General features: G+C 61.8%; 18 protein-coding genes. 12 read left to right on the top strand and 6 right to left on the bottom strand.

The window, feature by feature from the left end:
* Window positions 1-54 precede the first annotated feature (54 nt).
* The 6 genes from RZS28_RS09810 to RZS28_RS09785 all read left to right on the top strand — a co-directional run bounded on the left by RZS28_RS09810 (window position 55) and on the right by RZS28_RS09785 (window position 7,343).
* Window positions 55-264 carry a hypothetical protein gene (locus RZS28_RS09810; protein ID WP_407337589.1) on the top strand — a complete coding sequence of 70 codons (210 nt, stop codon included), beginning with the start codon at window positions 55-57 and terminating at the stop codon, window positions 262-264.
* Between the two features lie 471 nt (window positions 265-735).
* Window positions 736-1,923, top strand: a complete 1,188-nt coding sequence (locus RZS28_RS09805) for a malate--CoA ligase subunit beta (RefSeq protein WP_407341093.1) — start codon at window positions 736-738, stop codon at window positions 1,921-1,923.
* A gap of 80 nt (window positions 1,924-2,003) precedes the next feature.
* Window positions 2,004-2,915 (top strand): succinate--CoA ligase subunit alpha, encoded by a 912-nt coding sequence (gene sucD, locus RZS28_RS09800; protein ID WP_407337588.1) that lies wholly within the window; start codon window positions 2,004-2,006, stop codon window positions 2,913-2,915.
* Window positions 2,916-3,137: 222 nt separating this feature from the next.
* Window positions 3,138-5,897 carry a phosphoenolpyruvate carboxylase gene (locus tag RZS28_RS09795; protein WP_407337587.1) on the top strand — a complete coding sequence of 920 codons (2,760 nt, stop codon included), beginning with the start codon at window positions 3,138-3,140 and terminating at the stop codon, window positions 5,895-5,897.
* Window positions 5,898-5,946: 49 nt separating this feature from the next.
* Window positions 5,947-6,924: an HpcH/HpaI aldolase/citrate lyase family protein gene (locus RZS28_RS09790; protein WP_407337586.1), complete on the top strand. Its 978-nt coding sequence runs from the start codon at window positions 5,947-5,949 to the stop codon at window positions 6,922-6,924.
* A gap of 200 nt (window positions 6,925-7,124) precedes the next feature.
* Window positions 7,125-7,343 (top strand): CsbD family protein, encoded by a 219-nt coding sequence (locus tag RZS28_RS09785; protein ID WP_407337585.1) that lies wholly within the window; start codon window positions 7,125-7,127, stop codon window positions 7,341-7,343.
* Window positions 7,344-7,572: 229 nt separating this feature from the next.
* Here RZS28_RS09785 and RZS28_RS09780 read toward each other — a convergent pair whose 3' ends face one another.
* On the bottom strand, window positions 7,573-7,923 hold the full coding sequence (locus RZS28_RS09780; RefSeq protein ID WP_407337584.1) for a YdhR family protein: 351 nt from the start codon (window positions 7,921-7,923) through the stop codon (window positions 7,573-7,575).
* A 442-nt stretch (window positions 7,924-8,365) separates the two neighbouring features.
* On the opposite strand from RZS28_RS09780, the gene RZS28_RS09775 reads away from it, so the two are divergent.
* The 4 genes from RZS28_RS09775 to RZS28_RS09760 all read left to right on the top strand — a co-directional run bounded on the left by RZS28_RS09775 (window position 8,366) and on the right by RZS28_RS09760 (window position 11,586).
* Window positions 8,366-9,412 (top strand): alpha/beta fold hydrolase, encoded by a 1,047-nt coding sequence (locus RZS28_RS09775; RefSeq protein ID WP_407337583.1) that lies wholly within the window; start codon window positions 8,366-8,368, stop codon window positions 9,410-9,412.
* A gap of 107 nt (window positions 9,413-9,519) precedes the next feature.
* Complete coding sequence (locus RZS28_RS09770) at window positions 9,520-10,182, top strand: DUF938 domain-containing protein (protein WP_407337582.1); 663 nt, start codon at window positions 9,520-9,522, stop codon at window positions 10,180-10,182.
* Between the two features lie 216 nt (window positions 10,183-10,398).
* A complete protein-coding gene (locus RZS28_RS09765; protein WP_407337581.1) occupies window positions 10,399-11,127 on the top strand; it encodes an SDR family NAD(P)-dependent oxidoreductase in 729 nt (242 codons plus the stop codon).
* Between the two features lie 300 nt (window positions 11,128-11,427).
* A complete protein-coding gene (locus tag RZS28_RS09760; protein WP_407337580.1) occupies window positions 11,428-11,586 on the top strand; it encodes a DUF3309 domain-containing protein in 159 nt (52 codons plus the stop codon).
* A 91-nt stretch (window positions 11,587-11,677) separates the two neighbouring features.
* On the opposite strand, the gene RZS28_RS09755 is transcribed toward RZS28_RS09760, so the two are convergent.
* The 3 genes from RZS28_RS09755 to RZS28_RS09745 form a co-directional block, all read right to left on the bottom strand.
* Window positions 11,678-11,935, bottom strand: coding sequence for a helix-turn-helix domain-containing protein (locus tag RZS28_RS09755; RefSeq protein WP_407337579.1), 258 nt, complete (start codon window positions 11,933-11,935; stop codon window positions 11,678-11,680).
* Between the two features lie 118 nt (window positions 11,936-12,053).
* Window positions 12,054-12,728, bottom strand: coding sequence for a CBS domain-containing protein (locus RZS28_RS09750; protein ID WP_407337578.1), 675 nt, complete (start codon window positions 12,726-12,728; stop codon window positions 12,054-12,056).
* Window positions 12,729-12,853: 125 nt separating this feature from the next.
* Window positions 12,854-13,399 (bottom strand): hypothetical protein, encoded by a 546-nt coding sequence (locus RZS28_RS09745; protein WP_407337577.1) that lies wholly within the window; start codon window positions 13,397-13,399, stop codon window positions 12,854-12,856.
* A gap of 464 nt (window positions 13,400-13,863) precedes the next feature.
* On the opposite strand from RZS28_RS09745, the gene RZS28_RS09740 reads away from it, so the two are divergent.
* Window positions 13,864-14,022, top strand: a complete 159-nt coding sequence (locus RZS28_RS09740; RefSeq protein WP_407337576.1) for a DUF3309 domain-containing protein — start codon at window positions 13,864-13,866, stop codon at window positions 14,020-14,022.
* 66 nt (window positions 14,023-14,088) lie between these two features.
* On the opposite strand, the gene RZS28_RS09735 is transcribed toward RZS28_RS09740, so the two are convergent.
* A complete protein-coding gene (locus RZS28_RS09735; RefSeq protein ID WP_407337575.1) occupies window positions 14,089-15,546 on the bottom strand; it encodes a TAXI family TRAP transporter solute-binding subunit in 1,458 nt (485 codons plus the stop codon).
* Between the two features lie 277 nt (window positions 15,547-15,823).
* On the opposite strand from RZS28_RS09735, the gene RZS28_RS09730 reads away from it, so the two are divergent.
* Entirely contained in the window at window positions 15,824-16,357 is a 534-nt protein-coding gene (locus RZS28_RS09730) for a DUF6790 family protein (protein ID WP_407337574.1), read from the top strand.
* Between the two features lie 44 nt (window positions 16,358-16,401).
* Here RZS28_RS09730 and RZS28_RS09725 read toward each other — a convergent pair whose 3' ends face one another.
* The gene (locus RZS28_RS09725; RefSeq protein ID WP_407337573.1) at window positions 16,402-17,007 is read right to left on the bottom strand and encodes a hypothetical protein; all 606 of its coding nucleotides are present in this window, start codon (window positions 17,005-17,007) and stop codon (window positions 16,402-16,404) included.
* Window positions 17,008-17,060: the final 53 nt, after the last annotated feature.

Genomic DNA, 17,060 nt, shown 5'->3' with positions numbered 1-17,060 from the left:
CTCAGTCGTTAGCCGAATTTTTCGAATTGGTTATTGGTTGATGTTTGAAAACTAATGAGCGACAAGGCCCCGGCCTACGCGCCGAATTTCGCGATGGCTACCGCATTTCCCATTCATATGCACCGGGATTCAATTGATGAAGAACTGCGCGAGATCGACCGACCGAAATCGATCGTGTTGGAACACGCCCCGATAGAAAACGTCAATCGACTTTTCCTCAAGAGGCGCTTTCAATTAGCTGCGCCCGCCCTCTCAAAGCCTTAATGCGCCGCAATGAAGCCCACGCGGCGGATATTTTTCTTGCCTGACGGCGCCGTTCTATAACCGCAAACGTAAGGGTTTCAACCTTTTTCTCAATGAGCCGCGTCGCCGCGTCTTTAGCGAGTTCGCGGCGACGAAGACAAATCCGAACGATGCGGCTAAAGAAAGGTAAGGTCTGGATCAGTCCCGCAATCGTCGACAATTTTCATTCGTCGACCAAACGATTCATCAACGCAAGCGCCGCGCGGCGCCTCAGATGATCTGGATGGATGGTCAAGACTGTGAAGGGCTGCTAAACACTGACTGAAGCGACGAGATTTACGCATGGCGCCCATCAGGAGCGCCCCGAAGCTTGAGCCGCCGGCGCCAAAGCGGCCAAATTCGATTAGACACATTTTGCAATCGGGCGATATTGAATAGTAAAGGGGCGAGCCCGCGCCGAGCGGAGCGACCCGCAGCGAGGAGGAGGCGAAGCTGGACATTCACGAATATCAGGCCAAGGAGCTCTTGGCTAATTTCGGCGTTGCGACGCCCCGCGGCGCAGTCGCCTATAGTCCCGATCAGGCCGTTTATTGCGCCACCGAGCTCGGTGGCTGGCATTGGGCGATCAAGGCGCAAATTCATTCCGGCGGACGCGGCAAGGCCGGCGGCGTCAAGCTGTGCAAGACCTACAATGAAGTGCGCGCGGCGGCGAACGAGCTGCTCGGCAAACATCTCGTCACCAACCAGACGGGTCCTGAGGGTAAGGTCGTCCAGCGCATCTATGTCGAGGTCGCCGAGCCTTTCGAGCGGGAGATCTATCTGGGCTTCGTTCTCGATCGCAAGGTCGAGCGCGTCCGCATCATCGCCTCGCGCTTCGGCGGCATGGAGATCGAGGAGATCGCCAAGGAGCATCCTGAGGAGATCCTGCAGGTCGTGGTCGAGCCCGCCGTTGGCCTTCAGGCCTTCGAGGCGCGCGAGATCGCATTTGGCCTCGGACTCAATTTGAAGCAGGTCAGCCGCGCCGTCGCGACCATGCTCGGCTGCTATCGCGCGTTTCGCGATCTCGACGCCACCATGGTCGAGATCAATCCGCTGGTGGTGACGAAGGACGATCGCGTTCTCGCCCTCGACGCAAAGATGTCGTTCGACGACAACGCGCTGTTCCGGCGCGGCGGCGTCGCCGACATGCGCGATCATTCGCAGGAGGACCCTCGCGAAGTCCAGGCCGCCGAGCATAATCTCAACTATGTCGGCCTCGACGGCGACATCGGCTGCATCGTCAACGGCGCCGGGCTCGCGATGGCGACGATGGACATGATTAAATACGCCGGCGGCAGTCCCGCCAACTTCCTCGACGTCGGCGGCGGCGCCTCGCCGGAGCGGGTCGCGGCGGCGTTCCGGCTGGTGTTGTCCGACCGCAACGTGAAAGCCATACTGGTCAATGTCTTCGCCGGCATCAACCGGTGCGACTGGGTGGCCGAGGGCGTGGTGCAGGCTTGCCGGCAGCTCGAAGTCAACGTCCCGCTGGTCGTGCGGCTCGCCGGCACGAATTACGAGGCCGGCCGTGAAATCATCGTAAAGAGCGGCCTGCCGATCATCTCCGCGGACACCCTCGCCGAGGCCGCGAAAGCGGCGGTCGCTGCGGCTTCCACCGCGGCGAAACAGGCGCGCGCGAGCTGACCTGAACTCGAGGCGCGGAGCAGGCTCCATCGCGAGCCGCTCCCGCTACGCCAGAAAAATGCTCGAGGGAGCTTTAACACATGAGCATTCTGATAGACGAAAACAGCCGGGTCCTCGTTCAGGGCTTCACCGGCGATAAAGGGACATTCCACGCCAAGGAGATGATCGCCTGCGGAACCAAAGTGGTCGGCGGCGTCACGCCAGGCAAAGGGGGCGCCACCCATCTGGGCCTGCCGGTTTTCAACACTGTGAAAGAGGCCGTGCGCGCCACCAATGCGACCTGCAGCATCACCTTCGTCGCGCCGGCCTTTTGCGCCGACGCGATCATGGAGGCGGCGGATGCGGGCGTCCAGCTCGTATGCTCGATCACCGACGGAATTCCGGCGCAGGACATGATGCGGGTGAAGCGCTATCTCCTGCGCTACAATCGCGAGCGCCGGACCTTGATGGTCGGGCCGAACTGCGCCGGCATCATCAGTCCTGGCAAGGCCATGCTCGGCATCATGCCGAGCAATATCTACAAGCAGGGCTCGGTCGGCATCGTCTCCCGTTCAGGGACGCTCGGCTATGAGGCGGCGGCCCAGCTCAAGGAGCTTGGCCTCGGCGTCTCGACCAGCGTTGGCATCGGCGGCGATCCGATCAACGGCAGCTCCTTCCTGGATCATTTGATTCTCTTCGAGCAGGATCCCGAGACGCAGGCGGTGATGATGATCGGCGAGATCGGCGGCCCACAGGAGGCCGAGGCCGCCGCCTGGATCAAGAAGAACATGACCAAGCCGGTGGTCGGCTATGTCGCCGGCCTCACGGCGCCCAAGGGCCGCCGCATGGGGCACGCTGGCGCGATCATCTCGGCGACCGGCGACAGCGCCGCCGAGAAGGCTGAGATCATGAAATCCTACGGCCTGACAGTCGCCCCGAGCCCGAGCGAACTCGGCGCGACCATGGCCAAGGTGTTGGCCGAAAAAGGCGTGGCCGCCGCGACGGCTCACTAGCGGAGCGGCCGTCCGATCAGGACGAACCGCCGCCGCCGAAGACCGCCAAACGCGGCGGTCTTCGAGACCTCTCTGGAACGCAAATCAGATCCGCCGCGCAACGCTCTTGATCGCGGCGGATTTGTCCCTCCACCGGCGCGGTCGCGCCAAAATTCAGGATGAGCGAGCCGACATGATGAACGCTACGCGAAGCTTGGCGGCAAGCCGCCGCGGGCGCGGTCCATGACGCAGCGCGACGCCAGCGCCCTGGCTGCACGCGCCGCGGAAGCGGCCAGCGCCGAATCCGCATTGAGCGGCGATGAGGCCGCCGACATCTTGTTCCAATTGCTGCTCGACGTCGCCCGACGCCAGCATCCGCAGATCGCCTCGGTGCTGGTCGGCGACTCCAAAGTCTCGGACGTCACGCCCGAGCTTCTCTCCCGCGTCTTCCAGGCCCATGGAATCTGGTTCCAGCTGTTGGCGATCGCCGAGCAACATTCCGCCATGCGCGAGCGCCGGCAGGACGAGCGCGAGCGCGGCGAAGCGGCCGTGCAAGGGACGTTCGCCAATCTTGTCGCGACAGCGGCGGCGCGTGGCGTCGAGGCGGCGGAGCTTCGCGATCAGCTCGCCTCGATGCGCATCCGGCCGGTCATCACCGCGCATCCCACCGAAGCCAAGCGGGTCACCGTCCTCGAAAAGCACCGTCGCATCTACCGGCTGCTGGTGGAGCTGGAGCAGCCCCGCTGGACCGCGCGGGAGCGGGCCGCCCTCATCGACCAGCTGCGCGACGAGATCGAACTCCTGTGGATGACGGGCGAGCTGCGCCTCGAGAAACCATCGGTCGACCAGGAGGTTGCCTGGGGCCTGCATTTCTTCCACGAAACGCTCTTCGACGGCGTGCCCGAGCTGTTGAAGAAGCTCGACCGCGCGCTTCATCAATTCTATTCGGGCGAACATTTCCAGCTGACCCAATTCTTCCAGTTCGGCTCCTGGATCGGCGGCGACCGCGACGGCAACCCTTTCGTCACCAATGATGTCACCCGGCGCGCCCTCGCCGAAAATGCGCTCGCGAGCCTGCGGCACTATGAGGAGCGGCTTTCCGTTCTGCTCCAGAGGCTGTCGATCACCGAGCGGGCGCTCCCGCCGCCTGAAGCCTTCCGCGAAGCGCTCGCCCGCGCCTTGGCGGAGAGCGGCGACGGCGATCAGATTGCGCAACGCAATCCTGGCGAGCCCTATCGCCAGTTCCTCTCCTGCGTGCTGCGCAAGCTCAAGACGACGCTTGCGCGCGCCGAACGCGGCCGGGCGAGCGGCGCGGCCTATTACGCCAGCGCCGACGAGCTCATCGCCGATCTCGCGATCATGGAGGAAGCGCTGAGCGAAAGCGGCAGCGCCGGCCTCGCCAGAGACCTCGTGCGTCCGGCGCGATGGGCTGTCGAACTCTTTCGCTTCCGCACCCTCCGGCTCGATCTGCGCGAGAACACGACGCGTCTGACGCAAACCGTCCAGGCGCTGTGGCGGGCCAAATCCGGACAGGAAGGAGAGCCGCCCGACGCGGACTCGCCCGAATGGAAGGCTTGGATCATGGCCGAGCTCGCCAAGCCCCGCCAGGGCGCGAGCCTTGGGCTCTCCCTTCCGCCAGACGCGCAGGAGACGCTCGACCTTTTCAAGCTCGCCTGCGACCGCAGCGAAGAGTTCGACCGCGAAGCCTTCGGCAGCTTTATCCTTAGCATGACCCGCTCGGTCGCCGACGTGCTCGCCGCCTATCTCCTCGCCAAGGAGGCCGGGATGTTTCGCGACGCGGCCTGCGTCGAGGCTTGCACCTTGCCAATCACGCCGCTGTTCGAGACGATCACCGATTTGCGCGCCGCGCCCGCCATCATGCGTGAATTGCTGGCCATCCCGGTGGTGCGGCGCAGCGTCCGCGCCCAGGGCGGCATTCAAGAGGTGATGATCGGCTATTCAGACTCCAACAAAGACGGCGGATTCCTCTCCTCGAACTGGGAGCTCTTCAAGGCCCAGAACCGGTTGACCAAGATCGGCAATGAGGCCGGCATTCCAATCGCCTTTTTCCATGGCCGCGGCGGCTCCGTCAGCCGCGGCGGCCTGCCCACCGCCCATGCGATCGCGGCGCAGCCGGCGGGCTCCATCCGCGGCCGGTTCCGGGTGACCGAACAGGGCGAGGTCGTCTCCTTCAAATACGCCAATCGCGGAACCGCGGCCTATCAGATGGAAGTTCTGGCGGCCGGCGTGTTCGAGCATGCGCTCATTTCCGAGCGCGAGGAGGCGCTGACGCCCCGCGCCGAATTCGACGAAGCTATGGAGGCGCTCTCCGGCGCCGCGCATGCCGCCTATGCGGGCCTCATCGGCCATCCAGGCCTGCTCGCCTATTTCCAGGCGGCGAGCCCGCTCGAGGAAATCTCGCTCCTCAATATCGGATCGCGGCCGGCCCGCCGGTTCGGCGTGCGCTCCTTGAGCGATCTGCGGGCGATCCCCTGGGTCTTCGCCTGGGCGCAGAACCGCCATGTCATCACTGGCTGGTATGGCGTCGGCAGCGGCATCGCGAGCTTTCTCGACGTGCGTAAGGAGCGCGGCGCCGCATTGCTGCAGCGCATGTTCCGGGAGTCGCGGCTCTTTCGCCTGATCATCGCCGAGGTCGAAAAGACCATGTGCCTGGTCGACCTCTCGATCGCGCGGGAATATGCGAGCCTCGTTCCCGACGCCTCCGTGCGCGACGAGATCTTCGGACTGATCGAAGCCGAATTTGCGCTGACGCGAGACATGGTGCGACGCGTCAGCGAGGAGCATGAAATCGGCGAGCGTTTCCCGCACTATCGCGCCCGGCTTGATCATCGCCTGCCGACGATCAACAAGATCAATCGCGAACAGGTCGAGCTCTTGCGCGGATTTCGCGCCTCGACGAACGAATTGGCCAAGGAAGCCTATAAGTCCAACCTGCTGCTTTCGATCAATTGCATCGCAAGCGGCCTAGGCTCCACTGGCTGAACTGCCGCAACGCGCCACACCTGAAAATTTTTAAAGAGGACCGACGGCCATGAGCTTCACGATCATCGAACAGGCGACGCCACGCCTACATCGCTCCGAACTCGCGGTTCCGGGCTCCAATCCCGGGCTGTTCGAGAAGGCCGCGAAATCCGCCGCGGACATTGTCTTTCTCGACGTCGAAGACGCCGTGGCGCCCGACGACAAGGAGCAAGCCCGCAAGAACATCATAGCAGGGCTCAATGAGATCGACTGGGGCGCCAAGACCATGATGATCCGCATCAATGGCCTCGATACGCATTACATGTATCGCGACGTCGTCGATATTGTGGAGGCTTGCCCGCGCCTCGACATGATCCTGATCCCGAAGGTTGGCGTTCCCGCCGACGTCTACGCCCTCGACATGCTGGTGACCCAGATCGAGGCCGCGAAGAAGCGCGAGAAGCGCATCGGCTTCGAGGTCCTGATCGAGACGGCCCTCGGCATGGCCAATGTCGAGGCGATCGCGCAATCGAGTCCGCGGCTCGAGGCCATGTCCTTCGGCGTCGCCGATTACGCCGCGTCGACGCGGGCGCGCACGACCGTGATCGGCGGGGTCAACGCAGATTATGGTGTGCTCACGGATAAGGACGCCAACGGGAATCGCCAATATTTCTGGGGCGATCCCTGGCATGCCGCACAGACCCGCATGATGGTCGCCTGCCGCGCCTATGGCCTGCGGCCGATCGACGGTCCGTTCGGCGACTTCAACGATCCCGACGCCTTCATCGCGGCGGCGAACCGCGCCGCCGTGCTCGGCTATGAGGGGAAATGGGCGATCCATCCCTCGCAGATCGACCTTGCCAACAAGGTGTTCACGCCGTCCGAAGCCGAAGTCAACAAAGCGCGCCGCATCCTCGCCGCGATGGACGACGCGGCCAAAGCCGGTAAGGGCGCGGTATCGCTCGACGGCCGCCTCATCGACATAGCCAGCATCCGCATGGCCGAGGCGCTTTTGAAAAAGGCCGAATCGATCGGCGTCGCCGCCTGAGGCGCTTGGCGAAGGACATGGCGGCGGGACCTCTCGCCGCCAAAGCGAATCAATTGTCGCGGCGCATGACCTGGATCAAAACAGCTCCGCGCCGATGCGCCATTTTGTTCCACCGCGAAAAATCTAGCGGGCCGATGGCTGTGGTCGGTTCAACTCGGCCGAGTCAAAATCTCACGCTAGCCCTGAGACGGGAGACTGCGATGGACTGGGGTCACCTTGAAGAAAACTGGAAGACTTTCTCCGCCTCCGTCAAGGAAAAATGGGCCAAGCTGAGCGAGGAAGAGATTGCCGACTTGAAAGGCAAGCGCGAGCAGCTGGAGGCCAAGATTCATGAGGTCTATGGCCACGCCAAGGAGGAGGTCAAGAAGGACGTCGACGAGTGGCTGACCGCCCTCAAGAAGAAGAATGACTCCTGGTGAGTCGCGCTGAACGAGAACGCCCGCCGGGTCCATAGGCTGACGTCGATTGCGCCTCGCAGGAGCGTGGGCGTCTATCGGCCTGTCAATCCGTCCATCTCGCCGATGAATCCCCGGTTTCAATGCGCCGGGGACGCGCGCCTTAGCTTTGAGAGCGTCGGCGGCTCATGACGCCGCCGACCGGCTCTTGCGGCGCTCTCCCTCCGCGACGATGCGTCCTAAAGAGCTTTCGTCACGCGGCGTCTCTCCCCTTGGCCTCAGCCTCGGCCAGGCCATAGAAGGGCGACGCCATGCCGCGGCTCGCGGCTTCGACCACATCCCCATCATAGAGCCGAACCGTCAGGCTGCCGCCGAGCTGCTCGGCCGCCTTGGCGAGGTAGCCGACGGCATAGGCTTTCGCATTTTCAACCGAGTCAAATTCGTAGAATCCGCCGATCGTGTTTGTGTTGATCCCGCTGAGCCAAGTCTTGCTTTTCAAGCCCTTTTCTTCCTGCATCGAGACGTTGATGGAAGGCCAATCGATTTTCGTGAACGGCACCGAAACTTGTATTTCAGCGTATAGATAGACCTTGCTTACGCTCATTGCCTTTGCTCCTCGACTAGAGACGACATTCAGGCGCCACGGCTTGTTTGCGCCGGATCCACGGCCCGAGCATGGACCCGCGTGACGACGATCGGGGAACGAGGCCGCGGATCAACCCCACTTTTGGCGGCGGCGTTCGTCCAGCCAACGGCTTGATCGCCGCAAACTACGTTCCACGAACGGGTCGAATAGCGCCTAGCGATCCCGGACTCGAAACTGGCTAAAAATTACATCAATTCTATTGAATAACAACCCGCGCTTATCAGCGCAGTCGGCGCCGACGTATAAATGATCAAAGAGTAGTCAAATTGCCTATTTGTTATTTATTGACACTTTCTATGGAGAAAGACATCCTTGTCTCGCCTGCCGCGCGTCATGCGCTTGCTCGCCGACTTGGCCTGCCCGAGGACCCAGTCGCCTCAGCGACCCGCGGAGAGAAAGGTTGACCCGTCCGTACTATTCCCAGGAGATTCATGGGCCTTACGACACCTATGATCTCGGCGATTTCGAGCTTGAGCAAGGCGGCACAATCAGAGGCCTCAAACTCGCCTATGCGACATTCGGCGCGCTGTCGCCGAAGAAGGACAATGCGATCCTCTTTCCGAGTTGGTATTCGGGCACGTCAAAAATCCTGGAGCAGGCCTATGTCGGTCCCGGGCGCGCGCTGGATCCCAGCAAATATTTCATCATTCTCGTCAATCAGATCGGCAACGGCCTTTCGAGCTCGCCGCACAACACGCCGCAGCCTTTCAACGCGGCGCGCTTTCCGCGCGTTCGGATCGGCGACGACGTCCGCGCGCAGCATCGCCTGATCGTCGAAAAATTCGGCATCGAGAAATTGGCGCTCGTTCTCGGCGGCTCCATGGGCGCCCAGCAGACCTATGATTGGGCGGTCCGCTTCCCCGACGCGGTCGCGCGCGCCGCTCCGATCGCGGGGACGGCGAAAGGAACCGCGCATAATCAGCTGCTGGTTGAAACCTTCATCGAGGCCATCGCCGGCGATCCCGCCTGGGATGGCGGCTGGTATGCGGACCAGGCCGCAGTGCATCGCGGCTTGCGGCGGCACGCCCGCCTGTTCGCGGCGTCCGGCTTCACCCAGGACCTCTATAATCACGACATTTGGCGCAAGCTCGGATTTTCGTCGCGCGATGATTTCGTGACCGGATTTGTCGAAAACCATTTTCTGTCGCACGACCCGAACAATCTGATCCTCCTGCTCACGAAATGGCGCGACAATGATTTGAGCCGCCTCGGCGGGGGCGACCTGAAAACCGCGCTCGCCCGCATCAAGGCCAAAACATTCGTCATCGCGATCGAGGAAGATGTCTTCTTCCCGCCGAAGGATATCGCCGCCGAGCAGAAATTGACCCCGAACAGCGAGTTGAAAACGCTCTCCTCCCTCTGGGGCCATCTCGCGCTATTCGGCGTCGACCCCGGATATAACGAGCGCATCGACGCCTATTTGAAGGAGCTGTTGAGCGCGTCCTGAGATGCGGAGCGGCGGGAGGAGCATGGGGGAAACGCTCGGGCGAGTAGAATTGATAATGCGGCGCTAGGCGTCGCCATGATGCGGCGCGCTGAAAACAGGAGAGAGCCATGGCTGTTACGATACCCGCGGATAGGCCCAATATAGATCCATATCCGCTCAGCCCCTATGTCGCATGGGCGGGCAACCGCAACCGCGATACGATTCTGAAAGTTTTCGGCGATCTTTTCCCGAAGACCGGCGACGCCCTCGAGCTCGCCAGCGGCAGCGGCATGCACATCAACTATTTCGCGCCGCATTTCCCGCAACTGCGGTTTCAGCCCTCCGACTATAATCCGGAGGTGTTCGACGCCATCAAGGCGAAGCGGGCCGAGGCCGGCAACGCCAATGTGGCGGACCCGATCGCGATCGACCTCACCAATGCGGAGACCTGGCCCGATCCCAAGGATCGGCTTTACGACGCAATTTTCGTCATCAACCTCTTTCAGGTGGCGCCTGTCGCCATCATCGACGGGATTGCGCAAGTCGCGGCGAGAGTCCTGAAAGATGATGGGCTGCTCGCAATTTACGGCCCCTTCAAGGTCGAGGGACAATATACCACGGAGTCCAACGCGGCGTTCGACCAGGAAATCCTTGCGGCGAAAGTCCCCGAATGGGGGCTAAAGGATGTGAAGGATCTTGAGAAGGCCGCGAACAAGCATGGGGTCGTCCTCAAAAGGCGCGTCGATTCTCTGCCCTGCAACAATTTCATTCTCGTCTTCGGCAAGGCCTGAGCCTCGATCGACTCGAGTCCAACTCTTTAATTTTGAGCAATTCCTTCCCGATCACTGTTTCCGTCCGATCGGGAAGCGCTCTAGCCGGCCCGACTCTTGAATCCAAACATGCCCTCGGCGCATGGCCCGATAGGATAAATTTATCCGATCGAACCAGCGCAACCTCAAAAGGCTGGAGCATGTCTTTGCGCCAGCCAACATGCGAAGGGGCGCGCTTTGGAATCGGGCACGGCGGTGGTGGTCGGAGTGGGGTCCGAAACAGGTTTGGGCGCGGCCCTGGCTCGTCGTTTCGCGAGCGAGGGTTTGCGGGTCATCCTGGCCGGCAGGACCGCGAAAAGCCTCAAGTCCGTCGCGGCGGCGATCACGGACGCGGGAGGCGCGGCCTTGGCCAAGGTGACGGACGCGTCGCGGGAAAAGGACGTGATCGCCCTTTTCGACAAAGCCGCCGCCGACGGCGATCTGAGACTTGTGGCCTATAATGTCGGCAATAACGCGACGACGCCCTTGCTGCAGACCGAGGCCGCCGTTTTCGAATCCGTGTGGCGGCAGAATGCGCTCGGCGGCTTCCTGGTCGGGCGGGAAGCTGTCCGCAGGATGCTTCCGCGTGGGGAGGGTACGATCCTTTTCACCGGCGCGACGGCCTCTCTGCGCGCCCGACCGCCCTTTACCGCCTTTGCCTCGGCCAAAGCTGCACTGCGCGCCGTGGCGCAAGGTCTCGCGCGGGAGTTTGGCCCGCAGGGGCTCCATGTGGCCCATGTCGTGATTGATGGCGTCATCGAGGGAGACTACGCCCGAAGCAATTTCCCCGATTTCGTGCGCGCCAAAGGCGAGGACGGCCTGCTCAAGGTCGATGCAATCGCGGATAGTTTCTGGGCCCTGCATCGCCAGCCGAAAAGCGCCTGGACGCATGAGCTCGATCTGCGGCCGTTCAAGGAGCCCTTCTGAACATCTCTCATTCCAGCAAAGGACAAGATGTCATTGAAGAGAAAGCTACTTTAATTACTTTAACTACTTAATAGATATGTAATATTTCCAGCGCCTTCGCGCAATGTCGATAAGATTTGATGGAACTTGCGAGCCGCGCCTTAGTTGACTGTGGCCTCCCAGGTTTGGCGAGGCGAGGCATAAGCTTCCAGGCCTAGCGGATGGCGGGCTGGCTGCTTCGATTCGCACGCGGCGAGATTCGCCTCGCAGCGCGCGGGGCGCCCGGATCCCAATGGCTGGGATTTGAGAGGAAGATGGGCAATGGGCTCTGTTATTCTCATAGCAATGATCATCATCTTCGCCGCGGCTGCCTATTTCGGGAAGACGTGGTACGGGACGCCGGGGCTCGGCGGCGTCATTGGCCTGTTTGGGGCCATTTTCATCGCGCTTTGGGCGCTCGGCGGCTTGCAACTCGGCTAGCAAGCAGACAATGACATAGATGGCGTGGCGCGTCCGATGCGCCACGCCTCTTTTGTATTATTACGCAGTAATATTACGCAAAGCGAAGCCGCTATTCGTCATTCTCGCTGGTGAGCTCCTCGATCGGGATCGCCGCCCCGGGATCGCCTCTCGCGCCGCCCTTCCTCAACCGCACTCCCGGACCGCCGCCATCCTCGCCGATGAATTCGACTCCGGCTGATTCGAGAGCCGCCTGAATGGCTCTCGCGGCGGAGGCCCTTAGGCGAACGTCTCCGCGCTCGATATCATTCAATTCGGTTGCTGAAATTCCCGCGAGCTTCGCGAGCATGGCTTGCGTCAAGCCAGCCATGCCTCTTGCGCCGCGGATTTGTTCTGGCGTGATCATCACACGCATATGAGATAGGCTTGCTGATTTTTCAATTGGCTGCGGATGCGCCAATGACCTTATCGAGGCCGCTACGCTTGGTTCAGTAGGACGCGATCATCTCATCGGAGACTTCGCGCACGCCGCTCACGTCTTCAGCTAGCGCGATAAGAGCCTTGCGCTCATCCGGAGAGCTGACGAGACCCCAGATATGCACAACGCCATTGGAGACGACGATATTGCGCTCCCCAAAGTCAGTCCAGGATTGCTTCGCCAGTTGAGCCAGGATCGCCGCTCTTATCCCTCGATCCGCAAGCTGGTCGTCCGCCGGCGCGGGAGGCGCCGATGCGAGCGCCTGGATGAGATTTGAGCGGCTCACGATCCCGACAAGCTTGCCGTCCTTGAGGATCGGCACCCTTTTGATCCGGTTTCTCTCGAGAATGCCCGCCAATTCGGCGAGAGAAGCATCCTCGCCGGCCGAGACAACATGATCGGACATGACTTCGGCCACCTTCCGGCCATGCGATTTGGCGTAATCGAACGCCAGCGCGCTGGCCGGCGTGATCGCCTCGAGCCACCATGGCCGATGCTTCTCCGTGCCGATCTCTTCGCGATGAAGCAAGTCGGCCTCGCTCAGGATTCCGATGACGCGCCGATCGCCGTCGATGACGGGCAGCGCGCTAACGTCGTGATCGACAAGCAACTGCGCCGCTTGCGACACGTCATCCTCCGGCCCGACCGTCACAACGTCATGGACCATTACATCGCTCGCGTTCATGTTGGTTCCTTATTCGCGCTTGCCGCGAACGAATATAGTCCAGCCAGTGTGACGTGAATATCTCAACGCCAGCGTGGCGCGAAAGGCTGCGATCTCAGCTCGCCGTCGGACGGACTTTCAAAAGTTCACGACAATCGCGGATTACCCCGCCAAGGGGCGGACGCGTCTTGGCCGGTGATCACGGCGCGCGCGGGCGCGAGGACAAATCGCCTGCTGCGCTTCGGAGCTGGCTGAGCGTCGAAAAGCGCGGCGCTTGCATGCGCTTCGCGATAATCCGGCCTCGGCAGAGCTGAGGGAAGGACGCCCATCAAATAGCCTCGGCCCCACCATGTCTCGATCGAAACGCCGATCGCCGCACCCCATTTTCGAATGAAAGAAACCGCAAGGGATACGGCTTTCGCTGGATTATCGGGGCCGCCGTTTTCATCATCGCCCCACAGATGGTCAATGATCGACTCCAATGAGCAAATGGCGCCAATTGGCCGCGCCGCGATGAAAATGAAGATCCGCAAGTCTCTCCGTCTTGGCCGAACGACGGTTTCGTCGCGCATGACGACGTTGCGAGCGACATCGACAAGGATCTTATCCGGTCTGGCGGCGGCGCTGCGCATCATCCGCGCGTCAGACGGCCAACCCCCCACCACGACCGAGGGCGGCAAGGCGAAACTCATGCGGACGATCCCGCGCGCGGTTCGAATCTCCCAGCGCAATGGCCGCTCTCAACCGAGATTGTGATAAATCGGCTCATGACCTCGCCCGTAGCGCCAACGTCGGCCGACCAAAACGTCCAGGAGGACAATCGCCGCTCGGCTCTCACGCCGAAACCGGTCTTGGCCGCCTCCCCCTATAATGTAACGCTTACGCTACAATTTATTATTGCTCGCCTCAATGACGAGTGCGCCCCGATGACGCAGCAACTTGCTCCGTATCTCGCGGCGTATCTGGTCGCCTCCAATTTCGGATATGACAGGCGCGGATTGCCGGAGCGAGTAAGCGCGGCGCAACGCCAAGTTTCATTCTTAAGGATGTAACAATTTGCAGGCTAAGCTCTACCCTCGATCTACGCGCGGAGAGACTGGGTAGCGCCGCAGGCGGATCGAATCCAAAAAACTAAAATTTGGGAGGGAAGTAGATAATGGGCATTGTTATTCTCTTTGCGATGTTCGCTCTCTTTGCGGCGGCGGCTTATTTCGGCCACAGCTTCTATGGAACGGCTGGACTTGGCGGCGTTGTCGCCCTGTTCGCCGCTATTTTCGTCGCGCTTTGGGCGCTCGGCGGCTTGCAACTCAGCTAAGCGATATATCCGGCATGGCGCCGCAATGCGCCATGCCTTTGCCTTCTCCAAAGGGGCGGCCGCTCTTCATTGTTCTCGCTGTCGAGATCCTGCGTCGCCGCAAACTTGATCGTCAGGGACAAGCATTGGCCGATTTTGGGCCAAGCCAGCCTCTTCAGCTTCGGGCGGCGGCGCTCGCGCGACCGAGGCGTCCGCGATGAGGAGCCCCTTTGCTTCGAGTTCATTGCGCTGATCGTTGACCGCACGACGCGCTTCATCGATGGCGAGCCGGAGCGCAGCCAACCCCGCCTCGTCGAAATTATTGTCGCGCGCGAAGCGCAAGCCTTTTGTCGATAGGTTTTCGATCTCCTTATCTAATGCGCCAAGACCCGGCGACTCCGTCGTAATATGCGCGATCTGCTTGACCTCGATCAATTGATCGATAAGCGCCAAGGCGGCTTTGCGCGCCCGCACCCGCGTCAATCCAAACATGGCGGCGACCCCGGAACCCAAGCCGCTGAGCGCCATGGCGCCGATGTAAAGCCAGTCGCCATACCGATCCATAAAGCTCTTTTCGTTGTTGTCGTAATAGGCTGCGGCGCCCGCGTGAACGGCGTCGGCGGAGCCCTTCTCAACGTCCGGTTTTTCCATCGCCGCGGCGATCGGCGCTTCGCTCTCCAACGAGCGACGCATGACGAAGAGGCGTTTCACAAGATCCGTTACAATCTCCTCCGAGAGGTTCTGGCGCGCCTCGAGTCGGACCGCCACCGAAAGGGTCGCGACATCCTCCTTGGGTTGGGGAGGAGACCCACGAAAAAACCCCGCTGGCACTTCGGCCTTTTGATATGCCGGGCCTCTCGCGGCCATGCCCTCGGCAGCATCGATCGGGATCAAGACGGGACCGCGATTTCCCGACGCCAGGGCGGCCGTCGCGGCTTCAATCGAGCGGCCGCGCAGAGGGCCGACGGCGAGGATCGCGTCGACCCGCTTCTGCGCTATGCTTGTGGCCAAATCGTCAGCGGACAGCATGGTCCGCTGAACGGCCTCGGGAGCGATGTCATATTCGGCGAGGATCGCATCGAGGAGCCCGGCGTTCGCCGGCGATGCGGGGAAAACTCCGATGCGCTTTTTGACCAGGTCCGTCACCTTGGCGATTTTGGAGCCAGCCGGCGCGGCGAGAGCCACAATATCGTTGTGCAAGATGACGACCGTCGCGCCATTCGACGGAATTGCGACATCGCTGCGAATGACGGCGAGATCGGCGCGTCCCTGTTCAAGGGCTTCGGCGCTCTGCGCCGCATCGGCGACGGGAAAAATAACAAATCGAATTTTGGCGTCATCCTGCTGCAGACGCCGGGCGATCGCTGCGATGAGTTTTGCGTTCTCGCCATCCGCAGGCCCGACGGCGACCTTAAGCACGTGCGGCCCACCAGCGAAGCGTAGCGTCAGCGCGACGATGGCGATCAAGGCGAAGGCTGCCGTCAGAAAAACGAAGCCCGACGTATAGATTACATGCGAGAAGGCCATCCGACGACGTGGCAACATGGTCTTTAATGTCTCCGCCGAGTTGCGGCGCGATATGGCCTCGCAGGCCAATGAATGTCGTCGAACGCGCGGGAAAGCGCACGGTTCGTCCACCATGCCTGTCGCGACGCGCCCCGGGGCGGCGCGCAGCCGCGCCCCCACGCAGCAGATTTACAAAGATCCACCCGCCCTTGACGACGGCAGGCGCCTCGCGACATGGAGCGCCGGGCCTACTTAGGCCCTCATTAAGGATCGCCACTCAAGATCGAGATGCGGTTATAGCGCCGGAGGGCTTCGCGTGGCGGACCTTATTAGATTGACGATCGCCTTCATCCTGTCGAATTATCCGCTGACCTTCCTCGTTGCCGGACTGGTCTTTTCGCTTGTCGCCATAGCCCGGTCGCCGAAGCCGGCGGGCGCTCCGCTGATCGTCGAGAAGCTCCTCGCGTGGCATGTCTTCTTCGCGATCGGCACATGCTACCTCTACAACTTCGTCGTCCATGTCTTCTTCGGGAGAATGGCGGCGGCGTTCATCGGCTGGGCCGACAGCCCGTTTCAGTTCGAGGTCGGCACGGCGAGTCTCGGCTTCGCGGCCGTCGGCTTCCTCGCCGCATTCGGAAGCTTCGACCTCCGCCTCGCCGCGATCGTCGGTCCCGCCATATTCAGCCTTGGCGCAGCCGTCGGCCACCTCTATCAAATGGCGACGGCCCATAATTTTGCGCCCGGCAACGCCGGCGTGATCTTCTACACGGATATTCTCATCCCACTGTTCGGACTCCTCCTGCTCTGGCTGCAGCGCCGCTACGGCCGTCCGCCTGTCGTCATGCGATAGGCCGCCGAAGGCGTGAGCCCGGAAGCCGTTCCCCTCCGGCGCGACTACCACCTGTCAAATGAGCCGCCGCTGTAAAATGGGGGCGCATAAGTTTGCGGGCGCCTGTATGGGTCGTCATACGGACGCTCGTACCGGTAGTGAGCCTGAGGATCATGGCGACGTATCTTGACGCCGCCTTGGGGCTCCCCGCTCATGAGGATCACAAAGTCTGTATCTTTGCCGGTCTCGGCGCTCATGCCTTCGTCCGAAATGATCAACGAAGATCCGGGCGAGATGATTGCTGAGATGCGGTCGACGATGTCTTGAGGAATGTCGATACGATCGAGCGCCGCCCTGGCCGGCCCAGCTTCTTGCGGCATCGGATCGGCATTGTGACCGTCGGCACGGCGAGACTTGCCGTTCGCATCAATCTGACGCTTGTCCGAACTCGGCTCCGCGGAGACGGCGCTCCACCGCAAATCGGCGGCGCCTTTCGCGTAGCCAAGCGCGGTGTAGATATGCGTGCCGATAGGATGATCGGCGTCGCGGATCGCGACCGGGCTCTCCAGCACGTCCTGAAAGGCCTGCCGGACGTAGAGGCGCTGCGTCTTCCGGCTGATGAAAATGGAGGCCGGCGACAGCGCGTGCGTCGCCTCTCTTGAAGCTTCCAAGGCGGCGACTCTCTCGGCCTCGGCCGCTTTCGCCTCCTCGCGCGCATGGGCGG

Source organism: Methylocapsa polymorpha (assembly GCF_045689225.1).
Lineage (GTDB): Bacteria > Pseudomonadota > Alphaproteobacteria > Rhizobiales > Beijerinckiaceae > Methylocapsa > Methylocapsa polymorpha.
This window is presented reverse-complemented; position numbering and strand designations above follow the sequence as displayed.

Coding starts and splice junctions, on each gene's coding strand:
- RZS28_RS09810 (WP_407337589.1), top strand. CDS start 55: ATGAGCGACAAGGCCCCGGCCTACGCGCCGAATTTCGCGATGGCTACC.
- sucD (WP_407337588.1), top strand. CDS start 2,004: ATGAGCATTCTGATAGACGAAAACAGCCGGGTCCTCGTTCAGGGCTTC.
- RZS28_RS09795 (WP_407337587.1), top strand. CDS start 3,138: ATGACGCAGCGCGACGCCAGCGCCCTGGCTGCACGCGCCGCGGAAGCG.
- RZS28_RS09790 (WP_407337586.1), top strand. CDS start 5,947: ATGAGCTTCACGATCATCGAACAGGCGACGCCACGCCTACATCGCTCC.
- RZS28_RS09785 (WP_407337585.1), top strand. CDS start 7,125: ATGGACTGGGGTCACCTTGAAGAAAACTGGAAGACTTTCTCCGCCTCC.
- RZS28_RS09780 (WP_407337584.1), bottom strand. CDS start 7,923: ATGAGCGTAAGCAAGGTCTATCTATACGCTGAAATACAAGTTTCGGTG.
- RZS28_RS09770 (WP_407337582.1), top strand. CDS start 9,520: ATGGCTGTTACGATACCCGCGGATAGGCCCAATATAGATCCATATCCG.
- RZS28_RS09760 (WP_407337580.1), top strand. CDS start 11,428: ATGGGCTCTGTTATTCTCATAGCAATGATCATCATCTTCGCCGCGGCT.
- RZS28_RS09755 (WP_407337579.1), bottom strand. CDS start 11,935: ATGGCTGGCTTGACGCAAGCCATGCTCGCGAAGCTCGCGGGAATTTCA.
- RZS28_RS09750 (WP_407337578.1), bottom strand. CDS start 12,728: ATGAACGCGAGCGATGTAATGGTCCATGACGTTGTGACGGTCGGGCCG.
- RZS28_RS09745 (WP_407337577.1), bottom strand. CDS start 13,399: ATGAGTTTCGCCTTGCCGCCCTCGGTCGTGGTGGGGGGTTGGCCGTCT.
- RZS28_RS09740 (WP_407337576.1), top strand. CDS start 13,864: ATGGGCATTGTTATTCTCTTTGCGATGTTCGCTCTCTTTGCGGCGGCG.
- RZS28_RS09735 (WP_407337575.1), bottom strand. CDS start 15,546: ATGTTGCCACGTCGTCGGATGGCCTTCTCGCATGTAATCTATACGTCG.